Raw genomic sequence first — 23458 nt, forward strand, 5'->3', positions numbered from 1 at the left:
GATCAGAACTGAGCGCTGTCCGCACCCAGCCATTTGACGATCAACTCATTCAGCGAACCGTCAGCCTTCATGGATTGAATGGCGGCGGTGATCGATTCGCGCAATTCGGGATCGGATTTGCGGAACGCCATGCCCAGACCTTCGTCCAACGGGACATCTTCGCCCACGAACATCATGTCGGTTTCACCCTCGACGATGGGAAACAGGAAATCCTTGTCGGCCAGCGCGGCGTCGGCTTCGCCGTTGCGCACGGCGGCCACCGCTTCGTCGAACGTGGCGAATTCAACCAGCGTGGCACCGGAATCGACCACATGGTTGGCCTGTACCGTGCCGACCTGGCTGGCGACAACACCGCCGGAAATATCGGCATCATCGCTCAGCGCGACATAGGCCGAGGGCGACGGCGGGGTGTAGTTTTCGGCAAAATCAACGACTTCGCGGCGTTCATCGGTGATCGACATGCCCGCGATAATCGCGTCATAGTTGCCTGACACCAGGTTTGGGATGATCGAATCCCAATCATTGGTCACCCATTCACAGGTGAGCTCTGCGCGCTTGCACAATTCATCCCCAAGGTCGCGTTCGAACCCGTCAACTTCGCCATTGTCATTGATGAAGTTATAGGGCGCATAGGCGCCTTCGGTGCCGAGCCGAACGGTCGTGTCCTGGGCCAGGGCCATGCCCGCCGTCAAAGCCAGAGCAGCAGTCGCAAGAATAAGAGTCTTCACTTTATAATCTCCCGTTTCGTAAGGTTATTTGGATTGGCCTGCATTCAAGAATTGTTGCAGGCGTTGGGTTTGCGGCGCGCCGAACACAGCGGCAGGCGCGCCTTCTTCTTCGATCCGGCCCTGGTGCAAAAACACTACGTGGTCGGATACATCATGGGCCAGGCGCATATCGTGGGTCACCAACAACATGGTGCGCCCTTCTTCGGCCAGGCTTTTGATGACTTTGACGACCTCTTGTTCCCGTTCCGGATCAAGGGCCGATGTGGGTTCGTCAAACAACAGGGCGCGCGGCTCCATGCACAAGGCGCGGGCGATGGCGGCGCGTTGTTGCTGACCCCCCGACAGCATGGCGGGGTAGGCGGCGCATTTGTCCCCAATCCCGACCTTGGCCAGATATTCGCGCGCCTTTGCCTCGACCTCGTGCTTGTCACGTTTCAAAACGGTGACGGGGGCCTCCATCACGTTTTGCAGAATTGTCATGTGTGCCCACAGATTGAACTGTTGAAACACCATCGAAAGATTGGTGCGGATGCGCGTCACTTGGGCGCGGTTGGCCGGCCTGCGGGCCAGACCGGTGCCGCGCCACTCAATCGGCTCGCCTTCGAATTTGATTTCGCCCTGCTGGCTGTCCTCCAACAGATTGGCACAGCGCAACAGCGTGGATTTGCCCGACCCCGACGATCCGATCAATGACACGACATGCCCGCGCGGGGCGACCATATCGACCCCTTTCAACACCTCAAGGGCGCCATAGCTTTTGTGCAAATCGCGGATTTCGATCACGGGGGCGGCAGTGTTTGACAAAATGGAACCCTGTTGGTGAATTTCGCCGATTAGGGCGGATTAGCCGCGCGATTGCAACGCAGAATTGGCCGCTGACGTTGGGTAAGCCTGAGCTTTGGCGATGTAAACACCGCAAAACGCGCTTTGTGCGCCGATCACGGCTGGCGCGCCTCGACCCGCTGGCGGGCCAGATTGCTGTCGCGGTCATTCAGGCCCAGCATCGGCGCAATCAGACGCAAAAGCGCGTCTTCGTCTTCGTCGCGCACGCCATCGGCCAGAACGATTTCCCACAAGGCTTCAACCACTTGCACACGATCCTCGAACGCGACGGCGTTCTTGATGGCGCGGGTGAAACGCACGGTGTCGGGCGCCTCGGATTCCAGACTTTCCGCCTCGCGGCGCAGGGCGGCGGCCTCGAACGGAGAAAGCGCGTACCGTTTGCAGAGTACACGATCGATTTTGGCGATTTCGACATCAGAATAATCGTCATCGGCGCGGGCAATACGCACCAGCAGCGCGGCCAGGGCAAGCCGCGCGTCAGGGTCAGACAATGTATCAGGTTCGGGTGCGGTGAGCCGCGTCAAGAATTCTTTAAACATATGTGGGATATAAGGGCAGGGCGGCAATTGGGAAAGGGGCGCTAATGGTATGGCAGAAATACCATGTCACATAATGTTGTATCTTTTTGCCTACGTGCGCGTGAAAAAACCGCTATATATTGGCGTGTCTTAACCTTTTGCGATGGAATCACCATGGCCCTGCTGCCCCGTTTTTTTGCACTTCTCGCCCTCTGCGCCCCTGCTGCGGGGTTTGCGCAGGATGCACCAGCCCCGATTTACCAAGCGGCGCCATCGTCCAGCCCGGATTTGGTGTTTACCCTGCGCGGCGGTGCCAAAGTCACGCCAGATTATTTCGGGTCGGGTGATTATAGCATTGGGCCGGATGCGGGGTTCAGTTTGAATTTTGCACGCTTGCCCGGTGGTTTGTCGATCGGATCAACCGATCCCAACGATCCGCGTTACGGGATCGGGATGCGCGGATCGTTCCGCTATATCTCAAAACGCGACACGTCGGACCATGTGGAACTGTCGGGTTTGAATGACGTGGATGCCAGTGTCGAACTGGGCCTTGGCGTTGCCTATACATCGCGTAATTTCGATGCTTTTGCCGATGTGCGCTATGGGGTTGTGGGGCACGAGAGTTTTGTTGGTGAACTGGGCGCGGATGTCAAAATTCACCCCACAGATCGTTTGACCCTGTCGATGGGGCCACGTCTGTTCATGGGCACCGACACCTATGCGCAAACCTATTTCGGCGTTTCGCTGGCCGAGGCCGCAGGCCCCGGCGGTTATGCGGGCGGCGCATTCAATGCGGGCGGTGGTTTGTTGAGCGCGGGCATTGAATTGGGCGCGGCCTATAAGATCAATGATGATTGGGGCGTCGAGGGTGCAATTACCTGGGATCGTCTGACCAATGATGCCGCCGACAGCCCCATTGTTCGCGCCGGTGAGCGGGATCAATACGGTATTCGTATCGGCCTGACACGGCGTATCACGCTGGATTTCTAAACGAAATCAAAGGTCTGAAAATAACTGGGTGAGGCGGCGCGCCTCATCCTGCATGCCCCACGGCGGATTGACGGTTATGACACCGCTGCCGTGCATCCCGTGGCCGGGGCGGGCGGGTGCGAACCGCAGTTCATGGCACAGGGCACCGGGTATCGCCTGTGTCAGGCTGCGCACCATCGCGCGATGGCGGTTATCGACCAGAATAGGATACCACAGCATGATAACCCCGACATTCCACTTGGCGTGCAATTGCGGCAGCAGTTTTGCCAATGCCGCATATTCGGTTTTCACCTCGTAACTTGGATCGATCAGCATCAGGCCCCGGCGTGGCGTTGGCGGCAATAGGGATTGCGCCAAGGCCAGACCATCGGTTTTATACAATCTGCCGCCGGATATGTCTGCCAAAGCGGCATGTTCGCGGGGGTGCAATTCTGCCAGATGAATCCCGTCGCAATCGCGCAACAAAGCCTCGGCAATCAGAGGTGATCCGCCATAGGCAGTTGCGCCATGCTGCGCACGCACCACAGCCAAAGCCACGCGATAAGGGTGATCGGGGGGCAATAATGGCTCAACCCGGGTGATTCCCGCCGCCGCTTCGCCGGTTTTCAACGCTTCGGGGGCCGTCAGATCATACAGCCCCCGGCCTGCGTGGGTTTCGATGTAACTGAGCGGCTTATCCTTGCGCGTCAGATATGAAAGCGCCCAAGCCAAAAGCGTGTGCTTGTGAACATCGGCCAGATTGCCCGCGTGATACCCGTGTTGATACGACAGCATCTAACCGTCATAGCCTTCGACGATGATCAGCTGACTTTCGGAAACCGGCGTGCGAATCGCTTTGGCGTCCTGGTATTCGGGGCTTTCGTAACAGGCGATTGCATCGGCGTAGCTGGGAAATTCGATCACGACGGTGCGTGGATATGGCGTGCCCTCTCCGGTGTGTTGTTGGCCGCCGCGCACGATGAACCGGGCGTTCCATTTGGCAAAAATCGGGCCGTTCGCGGCCTTGTAGCGTTCATAAGTTTCGACATCATGCACGATATTGTTGGCGATCCAGTAACCTTTGGGCATGGTGGCTCCTATTGGTGGTTTTCTGCACCCTACGCAGAAGTTTGAAAGGGGCAAGGATGGATCTGGGATTAAATGGGCATCGGGTGATTGTAACGGCGGGGGCGGCGGGCATCGGGTTAGCCATCGCAAGGGGATTCGTGGCCGAAGGCGCGCGCGTTGTCGTGTGCGATGTGGATACCGCCGCGCTGACCTCTTTGGCCGATACCGACCCGAAAATCACCGGATTTGCCTGTGATGTGGCTGATCGTACAGCGGTTTCGGCATTCATGGCCGCGGCGTTGAGCGTGCTGGGCGGATTGGATTGCCTAATCAACAACGCCGGGATCGCCGGCCCGACGGGGGCGGTGAAAGATATCGACCCTGCCGATTGGGATCGCTGCCTGGCGGTTTGCCTGACGGGCCAATTCAACATCGCACGCCTGGCAATTCCGGCATTGGAGAACAGCGAAAACGCCGCAATCATCAACGTTTCATCCTTGGCGGGGCGGTTGGGATTTGCCCTGCGCGCGCCCTATGCAGCGGCGAAATGGGGGGTAATCGGGTTTACCAAATCTCTTGCGATCGAGTTGGGCAGTGCGGGTGTGCGGGTCAACGCGATACTGCCGGGGTTGGTTGCCGGGGATCGCCAGCGTCGGGTGCTAGAGGCCAAGGCCCAAGGCATGGGCCTGTCGTTTGGCGACGTGGAAGCGCGGGCGTTTTCCTATACTTCGATAAAGGAATATGTGACGCCCGCGCAGATTGGTGATCAATGCGTCTACCTCGCCTCCGAACGTGCGCGCACGATTTCGGGCCAGGCTTTGTCGATCTGTGGTGACACCGGCATGTTGGCGTGATCAGACGAGGCGCGACACCTCTTTCGCGGCGCGCACGAAATCCTTGAACAGGGGGTGAGGATCAAAGGGTTTTGATTTCAATTCCGGGTGGAACTGCACGCCGATAAACCAAGGGTGATCTTCGATTTCCACGATTTCGGGCAGGCGGCCATCGGGCGACATGCCCGAAAATTTCAGCCCCTTTTCCTCAAGCGCGGCGCGATAGGTCAGGTCGACTTCGTAGCGGTGGCGATGGCGCTCTTCGATTGTGGTGGTGCCGTAAATTTCGGCCACGCGCGATCCTTCGGTCAGATGGGCGGTATAAGCCCCCAGACGCATGGTGCCACCTTTGTTGTCATCGACGCGGCGCGCCACTGTATGGTTGCCCTGCACCCATTCTTTCAGGTGGTAAACCACCGGAGTGAAACGTTTTCCCCCGGCTTCGTGGTCAAATTCCTCGGACCCGGCATGGGGCAGGTCGGCCAGATTGCGCGCGGCTTCGACCACCGCCATCTGCATGCCCAGACAAATGCCAAGATACGGAATCTTGCGCGTGCGGGCATATTCGGCGGCTTTGATTTTACCTTCGGTGCCACGCTCGCCAAATCCGCCGGGCACCAGAATCGCATGGAATCCTTCCAATGCGGTGGCGGCATCGGTCCGCTCAAAGGTTTCGGCGTCGACCCATTCGATGTTTACCTTGACCCGGTTTGCCATGCCGCCGTGCGTCAACGCCTCGGCAATGGATTTATAGGCATCCTCAAGCTGGGTATATTTGCCGACAATGGCGATGCGCACCTGACCTTCGGGGTTGTAAATGCGGTCATACACATCTTCCCAACGGGTCAGGTTGGGTTTAGGGGCGGGTGAAATGCCGAACGCGTCAAGAACGGCCTGATCCAGCCCTTCGCGGTGATAGGCCAATGGCGCTTCGTAAATTGATTTCAGATCATAGGCGGCAATCACGCTGTCCAAGCGCACGTTGCAGAACAGCGCCAGCTTTTCGCGTTCTTTCTGCGGGATCATCCTCTCGCTTCGGCACACCAGAATGTCGGGGGCCAGGCCGATACTGCGCAATTCCTTGACGCTGTGCTGGGTCGGTTTGGTTTTCAACTCACCACTGGCCGCGATCCACGGCAGCAGGGTGAGATGCATGAAGATACATTCGCCGCGCGGTCGGTCCTGTGCAAACTGGCGGATCGCTTCGAAAAACGGCAGGCCTTCGATATCACCCACGGTGCCACCGATCTCGCAAAGCATGAAATCGACCTCGTCAGCGCCGACTTTCAGGAAATCTTTGATTTCATTGGTAACATGGGGAATAACCTGAATCGTCTTGCCCAGGTAATCGCCGCGCCGTTCTTTTTCCAACACGTTGGAATAGATTCGCCCCGAAGACACAGAATCAGTATTGCGCGCGGCAACGCCGGTAAAACGTTCGTAATGCCCAAGATCCAGATCGGTTTCGGCGCCATCGTCGGTGACGAACACTTCGCCATGTTCAAACGGCGACATCGTTCCGGGATCAACGTTAAGATATGGGTCAAGCTTGCGCAGACGCACAGAAAATCCCCGCGCCTGCAGCAGTGCACCAAGGGCGGCCGACGCCAACCCTTTGCCCAACGAAGACACAACACCACCCGTGATGAAAACATACCGTGCCATGGCGCACTGACCCCCGTGAAAACCCGCCGCATTGCGACGCAAAACTGTTTGAATGCGGTGCGCGCAACGCACCATCACGGGGTTTGATCTATAATGGATTTACGCTCTGCCCGCAACCAGAGCGCAATATTTCGGGGCGCCGTCGCCAGCCCCCAACAGGCGTTCGATTTAATCGGCGCGCGGTGGCAGTGTTGGCGCGTCTGTGGCGGGGGGCGGCAACAAATCGCTGCCGCTGGGCGTTGTTGTGGATTCGGTTGCGGGCGCTTGGGTGCCCAACCGATCAACCACGGAACTGCCCGAAGATTTCTGCGCCGCAATCACTGTCAGGCCGATCGAGGTACAGATAAACGCGATGGCAAAGATCCAGGTCAGCTTGGTCAGCGCCGTGGCCACGCCACGGGCCGATACAGCACCACCGCCGCCGCCGCCGCCCATACCCAGGCCGCCCCCTTCGGAGCGTTGCAACAAAACAACGCCGATCAGGCAGAGCGCCAATATGAGATGAACGGCAAGAACGATATTTTCCATGACGGGCGGCCTTTGGCATTGCGACAGGCGGTATCTAAAAGCCAAACGCCCGCGCCGCAACCCCAAAGGTGCCCTGAGGCGGCGCATCGGCCCGGTGTTGTCGTGTAAAACAGCAGGGCCTTGATGCAATATGTCGTTTTACCCAAGGCCCGTCGAACCAGATATGCCTGCTTGGACAGACGATAGGGGACTATTCATCAATATCATCGACATCGGCCTGACCTGAAATCTTGCGCCGAACCAGACTCCAGCTCAATCCGATTCCCAAGACAGTGGCCAGCGCGATAAGGCCCATCCAGATGTTCAGATCGCGGTTGTCCAGCCGCAGAACGCGCCAATCATACAATACCCAGATCAGCGCGGCGACCACCGCCGCCACCAGAATCATGCCGATCCCGCCGATAGATCGCAGGGTGGCGCGTAAATAGATGATATAACCGATGAACAGAAGCAGGCCCAACAAAACGGTCAGCGACATCTGGGTTTCGTAATTCGACCGCGCCCAGCGCACGAAATTCCATTCCGTCGGGTTGAACGTTGCCGCCAGCAACACAAACGCAAAGATCCACCGCAGCACAAATCCCATCACGCGCCCCTTATCAAACTGCTCTTTTGATGGCAGAGCGGCAGGGCAAGTGTAAAGCCTAATGGGATTCCATTTGTCCTGAGCGATTGCTGCGCGTATACGGGCGCGGGCCGCCACAGGCAGGTCTCTACAGCACAACCGGAAAGGATGCCAAATGGCCAATGTCGTCGTCGTCGGAGCCCAGTGGGGAGACGAAGGAAAAGGCAAAATCGTGGATTGGCTGAGCGAGCGGGCCGATGTGATCGCCCGGTTCCAGGGCGGCCACAATGCCGGCCACACCCTGGTGATTGATGGCACGGTTTATAAATTGTCCTTGCTGCCATCGGGCATCGTGCGCGGCGGCAAATTGTCGGTGATCGGCAATGGCGTGGTTCTGGACCCTTGGCATCTGGTCGAAGAAATCGCCAAACTGCGCGCTCAGGGCGTTGATATCACGCCTGAAAATCTGATGATTGCCGAAAATACGCCGCTGATCCTGCCAATTCATGGAGAGTTGGATCGCGCCCGCGAAAGCCACAGCGCAGTTGCCAAAATCGGCACCACAGGGCGGGGAATCGGCCCGGCCTATGAAGACAAGGTGGGACGCCGGTCAATCCGCGTCGCGGATCTGGCCGATGCGGCCACGTTGGAAACCCGTGTGGATCGCGCGTTGGTGCACCATGATGCGTTGCGCCGTGGCCTTGGGTTGCCCGAAGTTGACCGCGCCGAATTGCTGGAAGCGTTGCGCGCCATTGCGCCATCGGTTCTGGAATACGCCGCGCCGGTCTGGAAGGTGTTGAACGAACAGCGCCGCGCCGGCAAACGGATTTTGTTTGAGGGTGCACAGGGCGCGTTGCTTGATATCGACTTTGGCACATACCCGTTTGTAACCTCGTCCAATGTCATCGCGGGGCAGGCCGCCACCGGCACGGGAATCGGGCCGGGTGCTATCGATTTCGTGCTCGGTATCGTCAAAGCCTATACGACCCGGGTTGGCGAAGGTCCGTTTCCCGCCGAGCTGAATGATGAAACCGGTCAGCGTTTGGGCGAACGGGGCCGCGAATTTGGCACGGTCACCGGGCGCAAACGGCGGTGTGGCTGGTTTGATGCGGTGCTGGTGCGCCAAACCTGCATGACCTCGGGTGTCAACGGCATTGCCTTTACCAAACTTGATGTGCTGGATGGGTTCGAAACCCTGAAAATTTGCGTTGCCTATGATCTGGATGGCACCCGGCTGGATTATCTGCCGACCGCTGCTGATCAACAGGCGCGCTGTGTTCCGATTTACGAAGAAATGGAAGGGTGGAGCGATTCGACAGAAGGCGCGCGCAGCTGGGCCGATCTGCCCGCCGCAGCGATCAAATATGTGCGCCGCGTTGAAGAGTTGATCGGTTGCCCGGTCGCGCTACTCTCTACCTCACCCGAGCGGGAGGACACGATCCTGGTGACCGACCCGTTCGCCGATTGAGGGGTTTCATGGCACTAAGCTATAAGGCGAGGCGGCGTTGGGCATTGGTCATCCTGTTGATTGCGCTGCCCCTTTACATATTAACGGCGAGTTGGGCGGTGACCCTGCTGGAGCGTCCATCGATATTGGTTGAACTGCTGATCTATGTCATTTTGGGCATTGTCTGGGCTCTTCCGTTCCGGGCTGTTTTCAGGGGGATCGGTCAGGCCGACCCGGATGCCAACCGCGATCCTTAGATCACCTTGCCAGAACGTAAAAAGGCGGCCCTGATGACGGGCCGCCTTTTTCATCTTGGGTGGGCAAACGGGCTAAGCGCCGACGCTTTTTTGTTTTTGCGGGCTTTCGTTTAGCGCGAACTGCCCTTGGCCAACCTTGCGGATTCGACCCGACCGCAGGAGTTGGCCAAAACTCTGCAGACCTTTTTCGCGGCTCTGGGCCAAATCCGGGCGCAGAGATGCGGCACGGCGCAGGATTTGTGGGCGCGACAGTTCTGCCTTGCCTTCGACCTCAGTGGAATAGGCGACCGCCGCTTCCAGGATTTCAGACAGATCAGAGGCGCCACGTTTCTGTGCAAAATCCGAGAAACTGATCGTGCCGTCGGTTTTTGCCTCGATTTGCGCTACTTCTGGTTCCGGGCGTTTTGCGGAAACCCGACGGGGGCGCACGATTCCGGCTGGGCTGCTGGGTTGCGCGGATTTATCAATCCTTTGCTCTGACACCAAAACCAATGGCGCCGGCCGCTGATCAAGCGGATTGGTCGGGCGACCGCTGGGCGTATCATCAGATTTTGCCGGTCCGGCCACCGGGCGCCGGGGGCGCACGACTTGGGCCAGATCATCGCGATACTGGTGCATGGTTTTTTCTTCGGCCGGTTCCGTCCGATTGCCTTTCATCAGGCGGTCAGCTTTGGTGGCGGCAACAGCGCGTTTCAGATGTGCGATGGCCGAGCGGCGGCGCGATCCTTCGGTTTCGCTGAACTTTGCGTTGGTTTCATCGAGCAGGCGGTTCAGTGCTTGTTCGTCGCTGTCTTCGGTCGGCGCCATTTCCTCGGCAGAGTCTTCGGCATCGTCGCGCCAATCCTCCATCAACTCCGCGTATCTTTGTCTGGCCTTGGCTTTTTCTGCTTCGGCGGCCCTGGTTGCGGCGGCGGCGGCTTCGCGTTCAACGGCGGCCAGTTCTTCAGCCAGATCCGCGGCATCGTCCTGGTCAAGCGAGGTTTGCCCGATCAATTCGCGGATGCCCTCGGTCAGGGTATCATCGCTGTCCGCATCTGAGTCGGCAAATACGTTTTCGTCATCCTCTTCGAATGTGTCCTCACCCAAGGCAGCGGCGATTGTGTCAGCAATATCGGCGTCTGCGTCTGCATCGTCTTCCAAAAGATCATTTGCGAATTGGGTATTGTCCTCTTCACTGTCGACTTCGATTTCCGCGACCATATCATCGTCGTCGCCCAAGTCGTCATCTTCGATCTCTTCGATTTCACCGGCGGCAAGGGCCGCCTCAAATTCGGTCCGCTTCAGCTTTATCACTCGGGCGATGGGCGCCAAAGGCACCGCAACTTTCGCGGCACTCTCGGCCTCTGCCTTTGCGGCCTCTTCGGCCTCCTTTGCGGCACGTTCTGCCTCTGCCTTTGCGGCCTCTTCGGCCTCCTTTGCGGCACGTTCTGCTTCTGCCTTTTCGGCTTCTTCGGCCTCCTTGGCGGCACGTTCTGCCTCTGCCTTTGCGGCCTCCTTGGCGGCACGTTCTGCCTCTGCCTTTTCGGCTTCTGCGGCCTCCTTGGCGGCACGCTCTGCCTCTGCCTTTGCGGCCTCTTCAGCTTCCTTGGCGGCGCGCTCTGCCTCTGCCCTTGCGGCCTCTTCGGCTTCCTTGGCGGCGCGTTCTGCCTCTGCTTTTTCGGCTTCCTCAGCCTCCTTTGCGGCACGTTCGGCTGCGGCGTCGTCTGCGCTGCTTTCCGCTTCCTTTGCGATCATATCGGCCAGGCTTTGTGTCGGCTCTGAATCATCCTCGGACACGGCTTCGGTCGCGAAATCGTCACCGTGGTCCGACAGCGGCGCGTTATCCTCGGTTGGAATTTCGGGGGCTGTGTTTACATAACTCTCAACCGGTTCATCCTCGGAAAAGGCTGTATCGGCGGAGCGGTTGGCGCGGGCACGGGCCACAACGGCGCGGATCCGCGACAATTTGGCGGCAACGCTTCCGCCATCGATATCAACCTCAAACGGGGTATTATCGCCAGGATCAACCTGATCCGATGGCAAATCCTGCGACGGGCGGCGATCATCTATGGGGCTGGTCGTCTTTGCCGCAGGGCCGTCAGGCATATCGTCGGGGCCAGCGGTAATCGCATCGGCGGTCTGACGCAGCACGACACCATTCTTGCCCAGCTTGGTTTCCACCCGCCGCTTGACCTCACGCTCGGCGATCTGGTGCAGCATTTGCGCATCGGGTTGCGGTGGTTCGGCACCGAAATAGCGGTCGTCGGCAGCCAGATCGCGGAAGTATTCCGCAATTGATTTCATCGTCTCGAAAGGTTGATCAAACCCCTCAAGTGTGCACGAAAACGTGCCATATGAAACAGTCAGAATCTTACTTGATCCAACCATCGGTTACTCGCTTTCTCCCCCGATCCAGCAAGGGTATGTTTACCACGTAATGGTTCGCAAATCGGAGCATAACTGCGATGCACATGGTGTTTTTTCTGGGCCAGATTGTGTCCAATATGCTGATATAGGGTTAATTTCACCATGATTCACGATGCCATTTCCCATGACCTGGGCGCAACCCTGGTCGGTGGGGGGCCTGTATTTGTTGGGGATTTCGACGAATCGCGATCAATTGCGCCGCTTTTGGTGGCGGCAGATAGTGGGGCGGACAGGATTCTGGATCTGGGGCACATGCCCGATTGGGCGATTGGCGATCTTGATTCAATTTCACAATCCGCACGAGATAGAATCGGTGCGCGGGTGATTCACGACCCGTGTCAGGAGACCACGGATTTCGAGAAATGCCTGGCGCGAATTGATGCGCCCCTAATCCTGGGTCTGGGGTTTCTGGGCGGGCAGATTGACCATGAACTGGCCGCATTGTCGGTGTTGGTGCGCCAGGACCGTGCCATCGTATTGATTGGCGAACATGACATCGTCGCCCATGTGCCGCAGATTATTGATTTGGCACTGGCGCCGGGAACGCGCGTGTCGCTATTTCCGATGGCGGCGGTAACCGGGCGATCAACCGGGCTGACCTGGCCGATTGATGGGCTGAAATTTGCGCCCGGGCGGCGCAGCGGCACATCCAACCGGGCCTCGGGGGCGGTTCAGCTGGCGTTTGACGGGCCCGGTATGTTGCTTATTCTGCCGCGCGCTGCGCTGTCTGCGCTTTTGACAGGGTTGCGCTAAGCCCGCGTTCGCGCCACACGATATAAAGCCCGGCGGCCAAAGTCACCGCGATTCCGACCGCCGCCAGACCATTGGGCAGATCACCAAAGACTGCCCAGCCGATCAGCGTGGCCACCGGAATTTCAAGGTACTGCATCGGGGCCACCGTGGCCGATGGCGCAAATCGCAACGACCAGGTCATCATCAGGTGGGCAACGGTGCCCAACAGGCCCAAAAGCAAAAGAAAAATCCATGCCATCCCGTGCGGCATAACCGGATCAAGCTGTGGCAGGCCCGTGCCATCAAGCAATGCCAGAGCCGGAATCAACAGCGCCGATGCCATGACCCCGCTGGTAAATTGAAGCGCAATCGGATCGACGTCTTTTGCCATGGTCCGGGTGACCAGCATGAACAGCGAAAACACCACCGCCACGATGAGTGGCAGTAAAGCCGGGGCGCCAAACTGGGCAAAGCTGGGCTGAACCACCATCAAAGTGCCGCAAAACGCAACGGCGCAAGCGGCCATGCGGCGGTGGCCCACTTCTTCGCCCAGAACGTATTTGCCCAAAAGCAGCAACAAAAAAGGCATCACGAATGCGATGGCAATGGCCTCGGCGATGGGTAAATAGACCAGCGACAGAAACATCGCGCCAATGCCGATGATATGCAGAACCGTGCGCACCACCGTCAGCATCAGAACCCGCCGGTTTAGCCGCAACACCGCCGGCGCCAAAACCACGAACGGCGCAAGAAACACCACCTGAAGCGTGAAACGTACCGCCACCAATTGCGCCACGGGAATGGTATCGCCCAACAGTTTGGCCGTGGCATCGCCCATCGGGGCAAGAACGCAAAAGCCCAACATCAGAACAATGCCCAAAAGCGGGCGATCGGCGGCGCGCGGTATCATACGGGCGGTTGCGGGGCCAACATGGCCGCCCGCTCCAACCGCCGCTCGCGCAGGAAGACATACAGGCCCGAAGCCACGATCAGGGCGATGCCCAAAAAGGTCTGCGCGTCAGGCAGGTCATCAAAGATGTAATAACCCAGTGTGGTCGCGGCCACGATCTCAAGATACTGTAAGGGGGCTATCGTGGCGGCCGGGGCAAACTTCAGCGCAAAGCTGATCATCATGTGCGAGATCGACGCTATGACACCAACACTCATGATCCAGATCCAGGCCACCCCCTGTGGCATGGTCAACGCGAGGGGCTGAAACCCCCGGTCATGGGTGAGCCAGAGAATCGGCAGGATCAACAGCGTCGCGGCCACCGCTGTCCAGAATTGCAACGCTACAGGCGGAATGCGTCGGGCAATGCGCCGGGTCAGCACCATGTAAAATGCAAAACAGAATGCCGTAACCAGCGGCAGCGCCGCCACCAAACCGAAAACCGCAAGGCTGGGGCGGATGATGACCAAGGCACCGACAAACCCCACCGCACATGCCCCGATCCGCCGCCAGCCAATGGATTCACCCAGAAAAAGCGCGCCAAGCAGGGTAAGGATGAACGGTTCAACAAAGAAAATCGCAATCGCATCCGCAATCGGCATCACCCGCAGCGCCGAAAAGAATGCGCCTGTCGCCACAATGATCAGCGCCGCGCGCAAGATATGCAAACCCCAATCGCGCCGCTCGGGCCACGCAAGCTGGGCCAGAAACATCACCGCCGGAAGCAGCAACAACGCCTGTATCCCAAACCGGAATGCCACAATTTGCCCGACGCCAATTGTGTCAGAGGCAAGCTTTGCAAAGGCATCCATAACCGGCGCGGTAAAGCAGAAGCCAACCATCAGCAGAATACCAAGAACAGGGCGATCAGATGTCATGGCCTGACGCTAATGCCCGGCGCACAGCTCCACAATGGGCGAATGCCTGTGGCCAACGTAGAAGGGGGGCTGTCTGCCCCCCGCCTTCGGCTCCCCCCGAGGATATTTTCGAAACAGAAATGAGATTTTTACAACTTGTTAAGGTTACCGTTGGATTATTTAAGAGCGGTACAGGCGGGGACGCCGATGACCGCAAACGGAAATGGCGGTCCGTTCGGTTTGCCGGGCGGACCGCTTTCATTTTCGTTTTCTTAAATATCCCCGCCGGAGGCTCCTGTCCTATCGCCATGTCATAACATCAACAGTTGGGTACATTGACCGCCAATCCGCCCAATGATGTCTCTTTGTATTTCTCGCTCATGTCTGCACCGGTTTGGCGCATGGTTTCGATTGCCGAATCCAAAGGCACCAGATGCGTGCCGTCCCCGCGCAGGGCAAGGGAGGCGGCGGAGACTGCCTTGATCGCGCCGAGGCCGTTGCGTTCGATACAGGGCACCTGCACCAAGCCGCGCACCGGATCACATGTCATGCCAAGGTGATGCTCAAGCGCGATTTCAGCGGCGTTTTCAATCTGTTCGGGTGTGCCACTCAGAACGGCGGCCAATCCTGCGGCCGCCATGGCCGCAGCGCTGCCCACTTCGGCCTGGCAGCCACATTCCGCGCCGGAAATGGAGGCGTTGTGTTTGACCAGCCCGCCGATGGCTGCGGCGGTCAGCAAGAAATCGGGTATGCGTTTTTTTGACGCGCCGGGCACATGATCCAGATAGTAGCGGATCGTCGCAGGGATTACGCCCGCCGCACCGTTTGTGGGTGCGGTCACCACTTGGCCCCCGGCTGCGTTTTCTTCATTGACCGCCATGGCATAGCTGATCATCCAGTCGTTGATGGTATGGGGTGCGGGTTGGTTCATGCCACGTTCGGCCTGCAGTGCCTGATGGATGCCTTTGGCGCGGCGGCGTACGTTCAGGCCACCCGGCAGGGTCCCTTCGGTGGCCAATCCGCGATCAATGCATGTGTTCATCACCTGCCAGATGCGCGCCATGCCTTTATCAAGGTCCGCCGCGCTGCGACGGCTGAGTTCGTTGATCCGTTTCAGCTCGGCGATGGATTTGCCGGTTTCCGCACACATGTGCAACATTTGCGATGCGGATTTGAAGGCAAAGGGCACTGGCGCCCCGTCGTCGGTATCGGCACCGCTGGCCAGTTCATCGGCGGTCAGAACAAATCCGCCGCCGACGGAATAGTATGTTTCCTGCGCGATGATATCGCCTTGGGCGTCGGTGGCCATCAGGATCAGGCCGTTGGCATGGCCGGGCAGGGGCGGGCCATAGTCGAATTTCAGATCGGTTTCCGGGTCAAAGGCCAAAGGTTGTAACCCCGTTGGCGAAACCGACTTTTCAACACGAATGGTGGCCAGGGCGGCCTCGGCCATTTTCGAATCATATGTCTCGGGTTCGAATCCGGCAAGGCCAAGGATCGTGGCGCGGTCAGTGGCGTGCCCCACTCCGGTAAAGGCCAGTGAGCCATGCAGGATGGCGCGCACTCCGTGGGCGGTAAAGGGCAGCCCGCGCAGTTGATCGAGAAATCGCGCCGCAGCCACCATCGGGCCCATGGTGTGGGACGAGGATGGCCCGATCCCGATTTTGAACATATCGAACACGGATAAGAACATGGCGCCCCCTGGGGTATGATTTCGGTCATCTGCCCCAGTTACCGCGAATTTCCCAGGGAAAGGCGATATTCTTCGTATCGCTCAACCTGTGGGATTAATCGCTCGCACCCGGGGCGCAGGCGGCTTATAACACAGTTATTTGATGCCCAAACCCCGGAGCCATGCCGATGTCGTCTCGTTTGTCCCCCATCGACACCGCCAAATTTGTCGCCGCAAAGCGCGCGTGTGATTTTGTAGAGGACGGCATGCGTGTCGGCCTTGGCACCGGCAGCACCGCCGCATGGTTGGTGCGTTGTCTGGGTGAGATGGTGAAAGATGATGGTTTGCGCATCACCGGTGTGCCGACCAGCACCCGCACCGCCGAACTGGCCCGTCAGGTCGGGATCAAGGTCGCCACTCTGGACGAGGCAAAGTGGCTGGATGTCACCATTGATGGCGCGGACGAGTTTGATGACGAGCTGAACCTTATCAAAGGCGGTGGCGGCGCGTTGTTGCAAGAAAAGATCGTGGCAACCGCCAGTGACCGCATGGTTGTCATCGCCGACAAATCGAAACAGGTGCAAACCCTTGGCGCGTTTCCCTTGCCCGTCGAAGTTGTGCCGTTTGGGTGGCAAACCACCAAGGCGCTGGTCGAGGAAACCCTGGCCGCGCTGGATGTTCTGGGCGATACCGGCACCCTGCGCATGACCGGAGATACCGCTTTTGTCACCGATGAGGGGAATTATATCCTGGATCTGCATCTTAATCGTATCGGCAATGCGCGCCAATTGGCCCTGGTGATCAATCAAATTCCGGGAATCGTGGAAAACGGATTGTTCATTGATATTTGCGATGTGGTGGTGATTGGCCATGGCGATGGCCGGGTCGAGGTAAAAGATGTGAACACCGGCGTCACCCAGCAGGACAAGATCGATTTTGTCGATACTGACAACCTGTTTCGTGATCTGGGCGAATAGGGCGCCGCCTGCTCTGGCCTTTCGCGCCCCTGTGTGGGATACCCACGCGACGTTTGAAACGGGGGCGCTGCATTGACATTCGATTATGATCTTTTTGTTATTGGTGGCGGTTCGGGTGGGGTGCGTGCGGCGCGGATTGCCGCATCCGAAGGCGGCGCAAAGGTGGCGTTGGCCGAAGAATTCCGGATGGGCGGCACCTGTGTGATCCGCGGCTGCGTACCCAAAAAACTGATGGTGTTCGCCAGCGGGTTTTCCCAGATGATGGAAGATGGCAAATCCTATGGATGGGATATTCGCCAGAACGGCTTCGATTGGCCCAAGTTCAAAACGCATCTTGAGACAGAGCTTGACCGTCTTGAAGCCGCCTATCGCCGCAATGCGCAAAACGCCGGTGTCACGATTTACGACAGCCGCGCGGTGTTGAAAGATGCCCACACGGTCGTGTTGGCCGATGGGCAGACGGTATCGGCGAAACATATCCTGATTGCCACGGGCGGCTATCCGTTTGTGCCCGATTTGCCGGGCCGCGATCTTGCGATGACCAGCAATGAGATTTTCCTGCAAGAGGAACTGCCCAAATCGATCCTGATTGTGGGCGGCGGTTATATTGCCTGTGAATTTGCCTGCATCCTAAACGGTCTGGGCGTTGAGGTGACGCAATTTTACCGGGGCGCGCAAATCCTGAACGGGTTTGACGAAGAGGTGCGCGGCCATATCGGCGAATCGATGATCGACAGCGGCGTAAGCCTGTCGTTGGGTTGCGATGTCATGGAGATGGAGCAGCAGGACCAAGGGATTTGGGTAAAGGCGACCAGCGGCAAGGACCGCCATTATGACGCGGTTTTGTACGCCACCGGACGCATGCCCAATACCACGGGGCTGGGTCTGGAAGACCTGGGTGTGAAACTGGGACGGCGGGGCGAAATTCTGGTTGATGAGTGGTCTCAAACCAGCGTGCCGTCGATTTATGCCGTGGGCGATGTCACCGATCGGATCAATCTGACCCCCGTGGCGATCCGCGAAGGCCATGCCTTTGCCGACACGGTGTTTGGCGGCAAAAAGGTGAAGGCCGATCATACCTGCGTGCCCGGCGCGGTGTTTACGCAGCCCGAATATGGCTATGTGGGGATGACCGAAGAAGAGGCGCGCAAGGATCACAGCATCGAAGTGTACGCCACCGCGTTCAAACCGATGAAAACCGCCTTTGCCGGGCGCAGTGACCGGGTGTTGTTCAAACTGATCGTCGATGCGGAAACGCGCAAGGTTCTGGGGTGCCATATCGTCGCAGAGGGCGCGGCCGAGTTGATACAACTTGCCGCCATCGCGGTCAAAATGGGCGCCACAAAGGAAAATTTCGACCGTACAGTGGCGGTTCACCCGACAATTGCCGAGGAATTGGTAACGATGCGCACCCCGGTGCGTACAGCCTAATGGCGCTGAAAGGTTGATTTTGGCGCAAAAATACACAGTTACAGCAACAGCAGATACTGACCAACAAAAGGAACAAACCTGGATGGCCAGCAACAACGGCGGACCTTGGGGGAGCGGCCCCCGCGGCGGAAACGGCGGAAACGGTGATGATCGGGGGCCAGGTAATCGGCGTCCCGGAAGTGATGGCCCGCAGATCCCCGAAATCGAAGAACTGATGAAAAAAGGCCAGGAACAGCTTCGTGTTCTGATGGGCGGGCGCGGCGGGCGCAACAAAGGCACCGGAACGGGTGGCGATGGCGGCGGCGGAATTTCGCGCGGAACCGTTGGAATTGCGGCGATTGCCGTGTTGGGCCTGTGGGTGTTTTCCAGCTTTTACACCGTACGCCCCGAAGAACAGTCAGTTGAATTGTTTCTGGGTAAATATTCGGCCACAGGCGGCCCCGGCCTGAACTTTGCGCCCTGGCCGTTGGTCACTGCCGAAGTATTGCCTGTAACGCGTGAACAGACCGAACAGATTGGCGTTGCCGGTACAAGCGGGCCGGGTGGCGATGGTTTGATGCTGACCACCGATGCCAATATCGTTGATATCGAATTCGAAGTGGTCTGGAACATCAGCAATCCTGCCAACTATCTTTTCAATCTGCGTGATCCGCAGCAGACAATCCGCGCCGTTTCGGAATCGGCCATGCGCGAAGTGATCGCACGCAGCGAACTGGCGCCGATCCTGAACCGTGACCGGGGTTTGATTGCAACAACCGTGCAGGAACTGATTCAGTTCACGTTGGACAGTTATGACGCCGGCATCAATGTCGTGCGTTTGAACCTGGACAAGGCCGATCCCCCGGCCGAGGTGATCGATGCCTTCCGCGAAGTGCAGGCCGCCGAGCAGACCCGTGATACATTACAGCGTCAGGCCGATGCCTATGCCAACCAGGCCCTGGCCGGTGCGCGTGGTGAAACGGCAAAAGTTCTGGAAGAGGCCGAAGCCTACCGCGCCCAGGTCGTCAACGAAGCGGATGGTGAGGCCAGCCGTTTCACCGCTGTTCTGAGCGAATATGTCAAAGCGCCCGAAGTGACACGCAAGCGTCTGTATCTTGAAACCATGGAAGACGTGTTGGGCCGTGTGGATAAATTCATCCTTGATACCAACGGCGAAAACAGCGGGCAGGGCGTTGTGCCCTATTTGCCGCTTAACGAGTTGCGCCGCAATTCCACCGGAGGGTCGAACTGATGAAAAAGTCTGCTATTCTTCTGCCGGCCATCGTGCTGGTTGGTGCGGTCCTGATGTCGTCGGTGTTCATTGTCGACGAACGCGAAAAGGCGCTGGTGCTGCAGTTCGGTCAGATCAAGGCCGTGAAGGAAGAGCCGGGATTGGCGTTTAAAATCCCGCTGATCCAAGAGGTTGTGCGCTATGACGGGCGGATCCTGTCCATCGACACCGATCCCATCGAAGTCACGCCCAGCGATGACCGCCGTCTGATCGTAGACGCCTTTGCGCGCTACCGGATCAGCGATGTGGTGCAGTTCCGTCAGGCTGTTGGTCTTGGCGGTGAAAGGGCGGCGGAAAGCCGTCTGGAAGGGATCCTCAATCCACAGATCCGTGCGGTTTTGGGCTCTGAGGGCGTAACGTCGAACACCATCATCTCGGCCGATCGTGCCGAACTGATGGCGCGCATAACGGCCCAGGCCCGCACCCGTGCGGCGCCTTTGGGTCTTGAGGTGCTGGATGTGCGTCTCAAACAGACCGCGCTGCCTGAACAGAACCTTGATGCCACGTTTGCGCGGATGCGCGCCGAGCGGGAACGCGAAGCGGCGGATGAAATCGCCCGCGGTCAGGAAGCGGCATCGCGCGTGCGCGCAACCGCAGATCGTACCGTTGTCGAATTGGTATCCGAAGCCACCCGCGACGCTGAAATCACCCGAGGTGAGGCCGACGCCCAGCGAAACGCAATTTTCGCCGAAGCGTTCGGTGCGGATCAGGAATTCTTTGAATTCTACCGCTCGCTCAACGCGTATCAGCGGGCGCTGAAATCCGAAAATTCGACGATGGTCTTGTCACCTGACAGCGAATTTTTCGACTATCTCAAGTCAGATCAACGACCCGCATCTGATCGCTGAGGCGGCTATTTATCGCCAATAACAAAGGGCTGGTGCATGCACCGGCCCTTTTTGTTTTTCCTGTTAAAGCTTTCATAATAATTTCACGGTCAAATCACGCTGTGGTGAGGGGCAAGGATTGCTGTTGGCGATGTGATATATCGGCACTATCTATGACCCCATAGGCAGGTTAAGGCCCCCGTGCTCCGCGCCGGGCCTTGCCTCAACCATGCTTTTCTGGAGGAGCATTTCGTGAAATCTCAAACAAGAACACTTACACAGGCCGTTCCAAACCCGTTGCAGGTGCTTTGGATGCTTGTCCTGGGCACTGCATTGGTCCTGGCCCAGGCAATTGCGGGCCATGCCCGCGGCGCACCAGAAAGTTTCGCCGATCTGGCTGACAAGATCAGCCCATCGGTGGTAAATATCACCACATCCACAACTGTCGCCCAACGCTCTGGCCCCGGCCCGATTGTACCCGAAGGATCCCCGTTCGAGGATTTTTTCCGTGAATTCAATGACCGGACAAACCCGGGGCAGGGCCAGCGCCCGCGCCGCAGTCAGGCGTTAGGATCGGGTTTCGTTATTTCCGAGGACGGTTACATCGTTACCAACAATCACGTGATCGAAGGCGCCGATGAAATCCTGATCGAGTTTTTTTCTGGCAAAGAACTGCCTGCAGAGCTGGTGGGCACCGACCCCAATACCGATATTGCACTGTTAAAGGTCACGGCGCCTGCGGCCTTGCCGTTTGTTCCGTTTGGCGACAGTGACGTCATGCGCACAGGCGATTGGGTGATGGCCATGGGCAACCCCTTGGGTCAGGGTTTCTCGGTTTCGGCGGGTATCGTTTCGGCCCGCAACCGCGCGCTTTCGGGCACCTACGATGATTATATCCAGACCGACGCCGCGATCAACCGGGGCAACTCGGGCGGTCCGTTGTTCAATATGGACGGCGAAGTGATCGGCGTGAACACCGCGATCCTGTCCCCGAATGGTGGATCAATCGGGATTGGCTTTGCCATGTCGTCCAATGTGGTGACCCGCGTGGTCAATCAGCTGAAAGAGTTCGGTGAAACCCGTCGCGGTTGGTTGGGTGTCCGGATTCAGGATGTCACCCCCGATATTGCCGAATCCATGGGTCTGGAAAAAGCGGCCGGCGCCATGGTGACAGATGTGCCCGATGGCCCGTCAAAAGACGGTGGCATGAAGGCGGGCGATGTGATCATCACCTTTGATGGCAAAGATGTCGAAGACACACGCGGTCTGGTTCGCACAGTCGGCAACACCCAAGTGGGCAAAGCCGTGCGCGTGGTCGTGTACCGCGAAGGCAAGACGGAAACATTGCTGATCACCCTTGGTCGCCGCGAAGAAGCCGAAGGCGCGATTCCGGCTGTTGCACCTACCACCGAAGCCCCCAGCACCAGCGACGTATTGGGCATGACCCTGTCGGTCATCACCGAAGAGATGCGCAGCGAGATGGAGCTGAGCGGTAATATCGATGGCCTGGTCGTGACAGAGGTCGGCGAAGACAGCGAAGCGTTCGAAAAGAACATCCGCGCCGGTGATATCATTACCGAAGCGGGCCAGCGGAAAATCACCTCGGCCTCCGATCTCGAAGAGCGCATTGAAGAGGCGAAAGAGGCCGGGCGCAAATCGATCCTGCTGTTGGTTCGCCGGGCCGGCGAACCCCGGTTCGTTGCGCTGACCTTGGAATGATTAGGGGCTGTTGACGTTCGGGGGTTCACACATCGCCTGACTCCTGCGTCAAGGTTGCAAAAAGATGAGAGCAACCTTGACGCAAAGGGTCCTAGCCAACGCGTAGTGGGCAATTATCGAACCGTATTGCTTGGGGAAATCCGCCGATCCAGGGCAAAACGGTCGTGCCTCCCCCCCGCTATTCATTAAGGCGGTCCTTTGGATCGTTCACACCGGGGCTCAGTGGCGCGAGTTGCCGGATTAGTTTTGCAAACGGAACTCCGTGTTCAAACGGACTCTGTTACACAAATCAGCTGATGGCCGAGGTTCACCTTTTCCCGGACGTGGTCATCCCACAGCTTCGGTGACGTGTATGTCGAGCGCTTTGAAGGGTTTAGGACAGCGAGATGGATTTGGAACTCTGCAGTTGACGGTCGAAATCTAGAGCGGCCAGGCGTTGGCCCGGCAGTTTTACAGAATGCATCTTGGTTTCGACGCGGCTCCAGCGGTGATAACCGCTCCATCGTCGCTAGATAGTTCGACCTAGGTGTTTCGACGAGCGAAGCACCTCGTTTCGCGTAATCGCCTCGGGGCTATCGGGCTTCCATGATTTGGCATTCTAGCGGGGTCGTATGATGGCCGTAGCGCTGCGAGCGGCGATGGCATTTTGGCACTTGCGTGTGTCGAAGGCACCATGGCAGATGATGCCCGAAGGCAGTGTCACCATCGATTGGCTCGCGGATTAAACGGTGCCGCGGGAGCAACTGCGCGTGTGCCAATAAGGTGTACATGATTTGTTCTTGTACGTCACCATCAAATCACAGATCACCGGGCGAGTCCCTTGAGGCATGAGCCATATTCGTTCTTTCCGAACTGTTCCGCACGGGCTCTCAGCTGGTCTTCGTCAATCCAGCCCACCTCAAAAGCGACCTCGTCGGGCGAGCCCACTTGCTGTCCTTGGCGTTTGGTAGCCTTTGTTGTCCCAGGTGGCTGTTGTCATGCCACGCTTGATCGTAGCAATGTGCGAAGGATATGACGCAGCCAAGCGACCGGCACAGGGTCGCAGGAAACAATTGGCCGGAACATCGGTTTGGACCTGTCGCGGATTTGTTCCGCTCCTTTGACTTGGTATTTTGCCACAAAGGAGAGACATCATGGCATCGAACCCTACCCTGGAATTCCGCGCTGAGGCAGTGCGTGTCGCGTTAACCAGCGGGC

The 23458-nt window shown here is 58.2% G+C and carries 23 protein-coding genes and 1 pseudogene; 11 read left to right on the top strand and 13 right to left on the bottom strand.

Going from position 1 to position 23458, the window contains the following annotated elements:
* Window positions 1-2 precede the first annotated feature (2 nt).
* The 3 genes from C8265_RS16115 to C8265_RS16125 form a co-directional block, all read right to left on the bottom strand.
* Window positions 3-728: a transporter substrate-binding domain-containing protein gene (locus tag C8265_RS16115; RefSeq protein WP_108485043.1), complete on the bottom strand. Its 726-nt coding sequence runs from the start codon at window positions 726-728 to the stop codon at window positions 3-5.
* Window positions 729-752: 24 nt separating this feature from the next.
* A complete protein-coding gene (locus C8265_RS16120) occupies window positions 753-1532 on the bottom strand; it encodes an ABC transporter ATP-binding protein (RefSeq protein WP_164512359.1) in 780 nt (259 codons plus the stop codon).
* Window positions 1533-1666: 134 nt separating this feature from the next.
* Window positions 1667-2110 (bottom strand): tellurite resistance TerB family protein, encoded by a 444-nt coding sequence (locus C8265_RS16125; RefSeq protein ID WP_108485045.1) that lies wholly within the window; start codon window positions 2108-2110, stop codon window positions 1667-1669.
* 153 nt (window positions 2111-2263) lie between these two features.
* On the opposite strand from C8265_RS16125, the gene C8265_RS16130 reads away from it, so the two are divergent.
* Window positions 2264-3079, top strand: coding sequence for a MipA/OmpV family protein (locus C8265_RS16130; protein WP_108485046.1), 816 nt, complete (start codon window positions 2264-2266; stop codon window positions 3077-3079).
* Window positions 3080-3085: 6 nt separating this feature from the next.
* On the opposite strand, the gene C8265_RS16135 is transcribed toward C8265_RS16130, so the two are convergent.
* Together C8265_RS16135 and C8265_RS16140 are read right to left on the bottom strand one after the other, a co-directional pair.
* Window positions 3086-3853 (bottom strand): 23S rRNA (adenine(2030)-N(6))-methyltransferase RlmJ, encoded by a 768-nt coding sequence (locus C8265_RS16135; RefSeq protein WP_108485047.1) that lies wholly within the window; start codon window positions 3851-3853, stop codon window positions 3086-3088.
* Window positions 3854-4147: a DUF1330 domain-containing protein gene (locus C8265_RS16140; protein ID WP_108485048.1), complete on the bottom strand. Its 294-nt coding sequence runs from the start codon at window positions 4145-4147 to the stop codon at window positions 3854-3856.
* Window positions 4148-4203: 56 nt separating this feature from the next.
* Between C8265_RS16140 and C8265_RS16145 the strand changes: the two genes are divergently transcribed.
* Window positions 4204-4980, top strand: a complete 777-nt coding sequence (locus tag C8265_RS16145) for an SDR family oxidoreductase (RefSeq protein ID WP_108485049.1) — start codon at window positions 4204-4206, stop codon at window positions 4978-4980.
* Here the strand turns inward: C8265_RS16145 and C8265_RS16150 are convergent, their stop codons facing one another.
* The 3 genes from C8265_RS16150 to C8265_RS16160 form a co-directional block, all read right to left on the bottom strand.
* Complete coding sequence (locus C8265_RS16150) at window positions 4981-6624, bottom strand: CTP synthase (RefSeq protein ID WP_108485080.1); 1644 nt, start codon at window positions 6622-6624, stop codon at window positions 4981-4983. It abuts the gene before it with no gap.
* 168 nt (window positions 6625-6792) lie between these two features.
* A complete protein-coding gene (gene secG / locus C8265_RS16155) occupies window positions 6793-7152 on the bottom strand; it encodes a preprotein translocase subunit SecG (protein ID WP_108485050.1) in 360 nt (119 codons plus the stop codon).
* Between the two features lie 190 nt (window positions 7153-7342).
* Window positions 7343-7738: a DUF6524 family protein gene (locus C8265_RS16160; RefSeq protein ID WP_108485051.1), complete on the bottom strand. Its 396-nt coding sequence runs from the start codon at window positions 7736-7738 to the stop codon at window positions 7343-7345.
* 154 nt (window positions 7739-7892) lie between these two features.
* Here C8265_RS16160 and C8265_RS16165 point away from each other — a divergent pair, with 154 nt between their 5' ends.
* Window positions 7893-9185, top strand: coding sequence for an adenylosuccinate synthase (locus tag C8265_RS16165; RefSeq protein WP_108485052.1), 1293 nt, complete (start codon window positions 7893-7895; stop codon window positions 9183-9185).
* Window positions 9186-9193: 8 nt separating this feature from the next.
* A complete protein-coding gene (locus C8265_RS16170; protein WP_108485081.1) occupies window positions 9194-9421 on the top strand; it encodes a DUF2842 domain-containing protein in 228 nt (75 codons plus the stop codon).
* Window positions 9422-9493: 72 nt separating this feature from the next.
* Here C8265_RS16170 and C8265_RS16175 read toward each other — a convergent pair whose 3' ends face one another.
* Complete coding sequence (locus tag C8265_RS16175) at window positions 9494-11788, bottom strand: hypothetical protein (protein WP_108485053.1); 2295 nt, start codon at window positions 11786-11788, stop codon at window positions 9494-9496.
* 141 nt (window positions 11789-11929) lie between these two features.
* Here C8265_RS16175 and C8265_RS16180 point away from each other — a divergent pair, with 141 nt between their 5' ends.
* A complete protein-coding gene (locus C8265_RS16180) occupies window positions 11930-12580 on the top strand; it encodes a thiamine diphosphokinase (protein WP_108485054.1) in 651 nt (216 codons plus the stop codon).
* Here C8265_RS16180 and C8265_RS16185 read toward each other — a convergent pair.
* The 3 genes from C8265_RS16185 to C8265_RS16195 form a co-directional block, all read right to left on the bottom strand.
* Window positions 12531-13469 (bottom strand): DMT family transporter, encoded by a 939-nt coding sequence (locus C8265_RS16185; protein ID WP_108485055.1) that lies wholly within the window; start codon window positions 13467-13469, stop codon window positions 12531-12533. The two genes, C8265_RS16180 and C8265_RS16185, sit on opposite strands and share 50 nt — an antisense overlap.
* Entirely contained in the window at window positions 13466-14386 is a 921-nt protein-coding gene (locus tag C8265_RS16190; protein WP_108485056.1) for a DMT family transporter, read from the bottom strand. Before C8265_RS16190 ends, C8265_RS16185 begins: the two co-directional genes overlap by 4 nt.
* 298 nt (window positions 14387-14684) lie before the next feature.
* Window positions 14685-16058: an L-serine ammonia-lyase gene (locus C8265_RS16195; protein WP_108485057.1), complete on the bottom strand. Its 1374-nt coding sequence runs from the start codon at window positions 16056-16058 to the stop codon at window positions 14685-14687.
* Window positions 16059-16225: 167 nt separating this feature from the next.
* On the opposite strand from C8265_RS16195, the gene rpiA reads away from it, so the two are divergent.
* The 6 genes from rpiA to C8265_RS20015 all read left to right on the top strand — a co-directional run bounded on the left by rpiA (window position 16226) and on the right by C8265_RS20015 (window position 22505).
* Window positions 16226-17014, top strand: coding sequence for a ribose-5-phosphate isomerase RpiA (gene rpiA, locus C8265_RS16200; protein ID WP_108485082.1), 789 nt, complete (start codon window positions 16226-16228; stop codon window positions 17012-17014).
* 72 nt (window positions 17015-17086) lie between these two features.
* Window positions 17087-18445 (top strand): glutathione-disulfide reductase, encoded by a 1359-nt coding sequence (gene gor, locus C8265_RS16205; RefSeq protein WP_108485058.1) that lies wholly within the window; start codon window positions 17087-17089, stop codon window positions 18443-18445.
* 82 nt (window positions 18446-18527) lie between these two features.
* A complete protein-coding gene (gene hflK, locus C8265_RS16210) occupies window positions 18528-19676 on the top strand; it encodes an FtsH protease activity modulator HflK (protein ID WP_108485083.1) in 1149 nt (382 codons plus the stop codon).
* Complete coding sequence (gene hflC / locus C8265_RS16215; RefSeq protein ID WP_108485059.1) at window positions 19676-20563, top strand: protease modulator HflC; 888 nt, start codon at window positions 19676-19678, stop codon at window positions 20561-20563. The genes hflK and hflC overlap by 1 nt, the downstream gene beginning before the upstream one ends.
* Window positions 20564-20854: 291 nt before the next feature.
* Window positions 20855-22261, top strand: coding sequence for a DegQ family serine endoprotease (locus tag C8265_RS16220; protein WP_108485060.1), 1407 nt, complete (start codon window positions 20855-20857; stop codon window positions 22259-22261).
* A 115-nt stretch (window positions 22262-22376) separates the two neighbouring features.
* Window positions 22377-22505 carry a hypothetical protein gene (locus C8265_RS20015; RefSeq protein WP_420818877.1) on the top strand — a complete coding sequence of 43 codons (129 nt, stop codon included), beginning with the start codon at window positions 22377-22379 and terminating at the stop codon, window positions 22503-22505.
* Window positions 22506-22588: 83 nt separating this feature from the next.
* Here C8265_RS20015 and C8265_RS16230 read toward each other — a convergent pair.
* A pseudogene (locus C8265_RS16230) lies at window positions 22589-22934 on the bottom strand (IS5/IS1182 family transposase); the annotation flags it as partial.
* Window positions 22935-23458 lie beyond the last annotated feature (524 nt).

This window comes from Oceaniglobus ichthyenteri (assembly GCF_003057885.1).
Classification (GTDB): domain Bacteria; phylum Pseudomonadota; class Alphaproteobacteria; order Rhodobacterales; family Rhodobacteraceae; genus Oceaniglobus; species Oceaniglobus ichthyenteri.